The organism is Bifidobacterium sp. UBA744 (assembly GCA_002298605.1).
Classification (GTDB): Bacteria; Actinomycetota; Actinomycetes; order Actinomycetales; family Bifidobacteriaceae; genus Bifidobacterium.
The window spans coordinates 1136-6925 of sequence record DBKS01000046.1 but is presented as its reverse complement, the minus strand read 5'-3'; the positions used below and the strand labels follow the sequence as shown (position 1 = coordinate 6925).

General features: G+C 62.7%; 7 protein-coding genes and 1 pseudogene. 4 read left to right on the top strand and 4 right to left on the bottom strand.

Going from position 1 to position 5790, the window contains the following annotated elements:
- Together B2994_RS05010 and B2994_RS05005 are read right to left on the bottom strand one after the other, a co-directional pair.
- Positions 1-526: ATP-binding cassette domain-containing protein (locus tag B2994_RS05010; RefSeq protein WP_291527275.1), on the bottom strand; the 526-nt coding region annotated here is incomplete at its 3' end.
- Between the two features lie 70 nt (positions 527-596).
- On the bottom strand, positions 597-1619 hold the full coding sequence (locus tag B2994_RS05005; protein ID WP_291527274.1) for a substrate-binding domain-containing protein: 1023 nt from the start codon (positions 1617-1619) through the stop codon (positions 597-599).
- 324 nt (positions 1620-1943) lie between these two features.
- On the opposite strand from B2994_RS05005, the gene B2994_RS05000 reads away from it, so the two are divergent.
- From B2994_RS05000 to rpiA, 3 genes are all read left to right on the top strand, one after another.
- On the top strand, positions 1944-2414 hold the full coding sequence (locus tag B2994_RS05000) for a cupin domain-containing protein (protein ID WP_291527273.1): 471 nt from the start codon (positions 1944-1946) through the stop codon (positions 2412-2414).
- A gap of 163 nt (positions 2415-2577) precedes the next feature.
- Positions 2578-3552 carry a ribonuclease H family protein gene (locus B2994_RS04995; RefSeq protein ID WP_414630642.1) on the top strand — a complete coding sequence of 325 codons (975 nt, stop codon included), beginning with the start codon at positions 2578-2580 and terminating at the stop codon, positions 3550-3552.
- Between the two features lie 80 nt (positions 3553-3632).
- A complete protein-coding gene (rpiA, locus tag B2994_RS04990) occupies positions 3633-4331 on the top strand; it encodes a ribose-5-phosphate isomerase RpiA (protein ID WP_291527271.1) in 699 nt (232 codons plus the stop codon).
- A 116-nt stretch (positions 4332-4447) separates the two neighbouring features.
- Here the strand turns inward: rpiA and B2994_RS04985 are convergent, their stop codons facing one another.
- On the bottom strand, positions 4448-4537 hold the full coding sequence (locus tag B2994_RS04985; protein WP_004268639.1) for a 30S ribosomal protein bS22: 90 nt from the start codon (positions 4535-4537) through the stop codon (positions 4448-4450).
- Between the two features lie 158 nt (positions 4538-4695).
- Positions 4696-5352, bottom strand: a complete 657-nt coding sequence (locus B2994_RS04980) for a hypothetical protein (protein WP_291527270.1) — start codon at positions 5350-5352, stop codon at positions 4696-4698.
- A gap of 94 nt (positions 5353-5446) precedes the next feature.
- Here B2994_RS04980 and B2994_RS04975 point away from each other — a divergent pair.
- Positions 5447-5790, top strand: a pseudogene (locus B2994_RS04975) (DNA repair protein RadA); the annotation flags it as partial.

The window sequence follows — 5790 nt, the reverse complement described above, 5'->3', positions numbered from 1 at the left end:
TCGGCTCGTCGAGGATCAGCAGTTTCGGATTCGTGGACAGCGAACGGGCGATCAGCACCTGCTGGCGCTGGCCTGTGGGCAGGTCGCGCACCAAAGCGTCGAGATCGATGCCGTCCAACTCGTCACCGGCGATCCGTCTCGCCTCCTTCTCGATGGCGGCGGAGCCTGCGTACGCCGGGAACAATCCCTGGATGATGCGCGGCAGCACCAGGTTATACGCCACGGAACAGTCCGCCACCAACGCATCATCGGGATTCTGGACAATGGTTTCGACGCCCGCCCGCGAGGCGGCCGCCACCGATCCCAAGACCGCGGTGCGGCCTTCGATCGCCAGGCTGCCCGACGTGGGCGGCAGCGCGCCGGAGATGATGGAGGTCAACGTGGATTTGCCGGCGCCGTTAGCGCCCAGCAGCCCGACTATTTCGCCGGCGCGAACGTCGAAGTCGACGCCTCGCAGGGCATGGGTGGCGCCGAAATCCTTGGTGACGCCCCTGACCTCCAGCACCACGGGCGAACTGCTAACCATAGTCATTGATCCTCTCGAATAGGCAATACCGCGAAATCACGCGCGAAAATCACGATGGACGCGACGCCGGCTATCCCTTGATGGCGGAGATGTCGTCGGTGCGCAGATCAGGGAACGCCGAGATCAGCCCGGACACGCTGGTGATGTTCTGCTTCCTGAGCTCATCGGCGGTTACCAGCGACGGCGGCACCACCACCTCCTTGGAATCGGTTTTCTTCTGTGCGGCCAAATAGGCGGTGCGGAACGTCACCGCGCCATCGTTGGACGGATCGGTGGTGGCGGTGGACACCCACGGACTGCCGTCCTGGGTCAGCACGGAGATGTCGGCATCGGAAATGTCCACGCCATACACCTTCACGGCGTCCGACAATCCGAGCTCCTGCACGGCCTGGGCCGCGCCCTTGGCGAATTCGTCGTACGGGGCGAAGATCGCGGCCACGCCAGGATTGGCCTGCAATGCGGCCTTGGTCTGCTCGGCGGTCTGCGCCGCGGTGGATTCGTTGACGACACCGACCTGGGCCACCTGCTCAAGACCGGGGTTGTCCTTCTTCACCTGTTCCCACTCCGCATTTCGGCGGTCCAGCGGAGCGAAGCCCGCCACATACGCATAGATCACCTTGGCCGTGCCGCCGGTACGCTCCAGCAGCGGCTGCACGGCCAGTTTGGCAAGTTCGGCGTCGGACTGGGACACTTTGATCGCACGATCGTCATTGATGACGGAATCGAATCCCACCACGGGAATATCGGCGTCAAGCGCCTGCTGGGCATTGGGCGTCACGCCCTCCAATGCGTGATCGACGATCAACGCATCCGGCTTGGTGGCGGTCAGCGACTCGACGTCGAGGATCTGCTGGCTGTCGTCGCCATTGGCGTCCTTGACGTTCAGCGTGACATTGTACCGCTTCGCCTCATCCTTAAGCCCCTGCAGCCACTGCACATAAAAATCCGAATCCGTCGCCCGCACCGAAACGCCGATGGTGACCGTGTCCTTCGAACCACCGTCGCTCGAGGTCTGCGCGCCGCAACCGCCAAGCATCAGGGCGCCCGCCACGGCCAGCGCGGCGATACCGGTCAATCGCTTTCCAATCGTCATGATGCATTCCCTCTCTTGTTGCCGAATACGTACCGCTCTCCCGCAGGTCATCCTGATCGGAAGGCACGCCCCACTGTACGAACGCGATCCCACGCGGCAAGCCGACCTGCCATAGCATCTGCTTATAGCCCGCTCGAAAAGCCCCGCGAACACTGGGTTTTCGACATATCCGCATCGCTATAGGCCCTGCCTATTACCGGCACCAAGCAACACCAAGAGCCATTTGCGGCGCATCAACCGCATCGCGACGTCCGCAAGGATATAAATGGATACGAGTCCAAGTCACAGCGGCGCATCAGCCGATCCGTCATCGAGGGGAGCATCATGCCCAAGCCATTGCACGCCGTCACCCCGGCATTCCGCCAGCAGAAGGAGCCGTATCGCTGGCCGGAGGTCGAGCCGCTGATCTACAAGGAGCACGACACGACATTCCGGTCGGTGACGCGGCGCGTACTATTCAACGACGACTGCGGGCAGAACAATCAGGTGAGGTACTTCGAAGTGGCTCCGGGCGGATGGACCACCTTCGAACATCATTGGCATACGCATGAGGTGATTGTCTTCCGGGGCAGCGGCACCGCGCTGGTGGGCTCCGAGACGCGGCATGTGGAGCAAGGCGACCTGGTGTTCGTGGATCACGACGAATGGCACCAGTTCAGCGCCACCGACGGCCGGCCCCTTGGCATCATCTGCATAGTGACGGTGCCGCGCGACCGACCCGTGCGACCGACCGCACAGGATCTGGAGGCGATCTATGCGTCGCACCCCGAACTGAAGGATGTGATCCGCGTCTGACGCCGGCGTGTCGCGCCCCCGGCCGGCTGTGCCCGACGACATTCCCCACGACGACATCTCCCGCCATGTTCCGTAAGACCATGCCGTAGGCTGGGAAGTTATGACACATGACGAGATCGTGGTATCCACAGACGGTTCGGCACTGGGGAATCCCAACGGCCCCATGGGTTGGGCGTGGACCGACCACGCCCATAACACAGGACACCAGCCGGGCCATGACCATGATGAGCGCGGCCATGATGCGGGCGGCGCCACCAACGGCACCAACCAGATCGGGGAATTGTGCGCGGTGCTGATGGCGCTGCGCGCGCATCCCGGTCCCAGACCGCTGCTGATCGAATCCGATTCCCAATACGCCATCAACTGCTCCACCACATGGGTGCGCGGCTGGAAGAGGAATGGCTGGAAGAACTCGCAGAAGAAGCCGGTGAAGAACGCCGAACTGATCAAGGCGATCGACGCCGAGATCTCCAAACGCGAAGGGCCCGTTCATTTCAAATGGGTGAAAGGACACGCCGGCAACGCAGGCAACGAGCTGGTGGACGAGTTGGCGCGCACCTACGCGGGCGACTGCCGTTCAGGCGCGCGCGACGGATATCTGCCGATCGAGGGATGGCAATCGCTGCTGGCTTCCGAATACGCACAGGGCCTTGACGTGCCGCCGGATGTGCAGCTGGTGTTGGACGGCAAGGCGGACGCGAACTCCCTGCAACGTCCGAAGTCAGAACAGCCCAACCATTCGTCACCGGCCGCCCGACCGGTTTCGTCGCTGGCCGACCGTCTGGCAGAGCCTGAAGGGGTACCGGATTACGGCGATTTCTCCAGCGCAGCGGACTCCGACAACGGCAATAACGGCGAGACTTCCGCTCCAAGCGACGGAGATGACGCCACCCCCGTCGCCAACGAACCCTCCGCGCCCGTCAACGCATCAAGCGTCACGGGACTGGTCGCCACCGGTTCGATCCGCATCACGCCCGCACCATCGACGTCCCCCCGCTGGGCCGGCAAGGATCTGCATATCATCGGAACGATTCCGCTGGACGGCGGCGAGATCACCATTGACGCGCCGATCGGCCAGGATGGCGCGATCAGGCTGGATGGCGCGACCTTCAAGCTCAGGGACGTCCACGAACGGTAGCCGTCACCCGGACGCGCATCGCAAACCCGTCGTAGACTGGAACCAAGTACTCGTATGCTTGAACAGTCAAGGAGGATTTCATGGACAAGGCACAACAGGATGCCCTTAAGAAAGCGGCCGGCATTGAAGCGGCCAAACTCGTCACCAACGGTATGGTCGCAGGACTGGGCACTGGCTCCACCGTCCGGTTCCTCGTCGACGAACTCGGCCGCCGCGTCAAGGAGGAGGGCCTTGAATTCACCGGCGTCACAACTTCACGCCGCACGCAGGAGCAGGCGGAAGGCTACGGCATCAACATCGTGAACATCGACGATGTCGACCACATCGATCTGACCATCGACGGCGCCGACGAAGTGGACAAGGACTTCAACGGCATCAAGGGCGGCGGTGCGGCGCTGCTATGGGAGAAAATCGTCGCGACCAATTCCAACAAGATCGTGTGGATTGTGGACGAGTCCAAGGTGGTGGACACCATCGGCGCGTTCCCGCTGCCGGTAGAAGTGATCCCCTTCGGCGCCGGCCATGTGATCAAGACGTTCAAAGCCAAGGGGTACAAGCCGGTGCTGCGCCTCAACGCCGAAGGCGAGCCGGTGCGCACCGACGAGAACAACTATGTGGTCGATCTGCATCTTGGCCGCATCGATCACCCGTCCGATCTGGCGGAGGACCTCATCACCACCGTCGGCGTCGTCGAGCACGGCCTGTTCCTCAATATGGTCGACACCGTCATTGTGGGCGACCCCAATGGTCCTCGTGTGATGACCAATTCGAACAAGTAGCTCGAACAAGTGGCCGGAGGCGAGGCGCCCGACGTCATACGATAAAACCCCGCGATTCGTGGAATTTCCTATGAATCGCGGGGTTTACGTTCATCTCGCCGACATCAGCGGCAAGACTACTTGCGCTGGTGACGAGTCTTGCGCAGCAGTTTGCGGTGCTTCTTCTTGCTCATCCGCTTGCGGCGCTTCTTGATGACGGAACCCATCGTTCAGCCTCCGATCTCTACTAGTAGAAAAGTTGCAACTTTCCCGATTGTACACGCATTATTCGACGAGCGCACATGACGTCCACCAAACGCTGCGGCGTGGCGCTTGTGACGAACGTCATGCGGGGCATCCGGGGGCGGCCGGGGGTTACAGCGGGTTACAGCGGGAAACGCTTCGTCAGATCCTGCACGGCCTGCTTGGCACCGGTCGCGCGGAACACCACGGTGTCGTTCTGCCACACGGACACGGCGTTATTGGTGTTGGAGGCGTCCTCCCTGGTGACGTACGAGCCGGTATTCGATCCCGACACCTTCACGTTGCCGGACGCGAGCTCCTTGCCGGTGAGGCCGCCAGTCAACGCGTCGTACTGCTTCTTGGCGCTGTCCTTATCAGACCACTGGGCGACCACCAGCGTGACATCGTTGGCATCGTCGCCGGTGGAATACACCAGGGTGTATTCCTCAATCGGCGCCGCGGATGTCCATTCGGTTGAGGCGGACGCCGCCGTACGCGCATAGTTGAGGACGGTATCCGGCATCGCCTTCAGCAGTTCCGAAGCATCCGAAGGCAGCGCCGAGGCGGAAATCGTGGGGGTGGGGTCAGCCGTCTGCGTGGCCTGGGCCGAGGGCTCCGCGGTAACGGTCTCCTCCTTCCTCACCGCCCATCCGGGCACCCAGAATGCGGTGACGACCGCGACGACCACCACCACGGCGGCGGCGATCACCACGGCCACGGTGCGGGTATGCGAATGGGCGGACGACGCGGACGATGCGGACGACTTGGCTTGCGGGGACGGAGCTTGATTCTCAGACATATCTTGATTCTTGCACAATTCGCAGACGCACCGACGTGAGTGGACCCACACGTGGGCCAGCACGATGTCAAACTGGGTGGATAGCGTCGAGGGCATGGCAAAGAATCCCACGCATTTCCTCTGTTCCGAATGCGGATGGAGTGGCGCCAAATGGTTCGGACGATGCCCCGAATGCGGCCAATGGGGCACAATCGACGAATTCCACGAGGCCCGTCCCGCCGCGCGATCGCGCACAGGCGCGGGCATGCGGCAGGCGGGGGATGCACACGGTGCCGCCGGACGGGTTTCACGCACTCAGGCCGCCATCGTGGCGGAGGAGGTGGCACAGCCGATCACGCAGGTGGACACCGCGTCCACAAGCCGCATAGCCACGGGATTCGCGGAATTCGACCGCGTGCTCGGCGGCGGCATCGTACCCGGATCCGTGGTGCTGGTGGC

What these genes read in the sequence shown, in the direction of transcription:
- B2994_RS05000 (WP_291527273.1), top strand. Translation starts at nt 1,944, where the DNA reads ATGCCCAAGCCATTGCACGCCGTCACCCCGGCATTCCGCCAGCAGAAG.
- B2994_RS04985 (WP_004268639.1), bottom strand. Translation starts at nt 4,537, where the DNA reads ATGGGTTCCGTCATCAAGAAGCGCCGCAAGCGGATGAGCAAGAAGAAG.
- rpiA (WP_291527271.1), top strand. Translation starts at nt 3,633, where the DNA reads ATGGACAAGGCACAACAGGATGCCCTTAAGAAAGCGGCCGGCATTGAA.
- B2994_RS04980 (WP_291527270.1), bottom strand. Translation starts at nt 5,352, where the DNA reads ATGTCTGAGAATCAAGCTCCGTCCCCGCAAGCCAAGTCGTCCGCATCG.
- B2994_RS04995 (WP_414630642.1), top strand. Translation starts at nt 2,578, where the DNA reads ATGGGTTGGGCGTGGACCGACCACGCCCATAACACAGGACACCAGCCG.
- B2994_RS05005 (WP_291527274.1), bottom strand. Translation starts at nt 1,619, where the DNA reads ATGACGATTGGAAAGCGATTGACCGGTATCGCCGCGCTGGCCGTGGCG.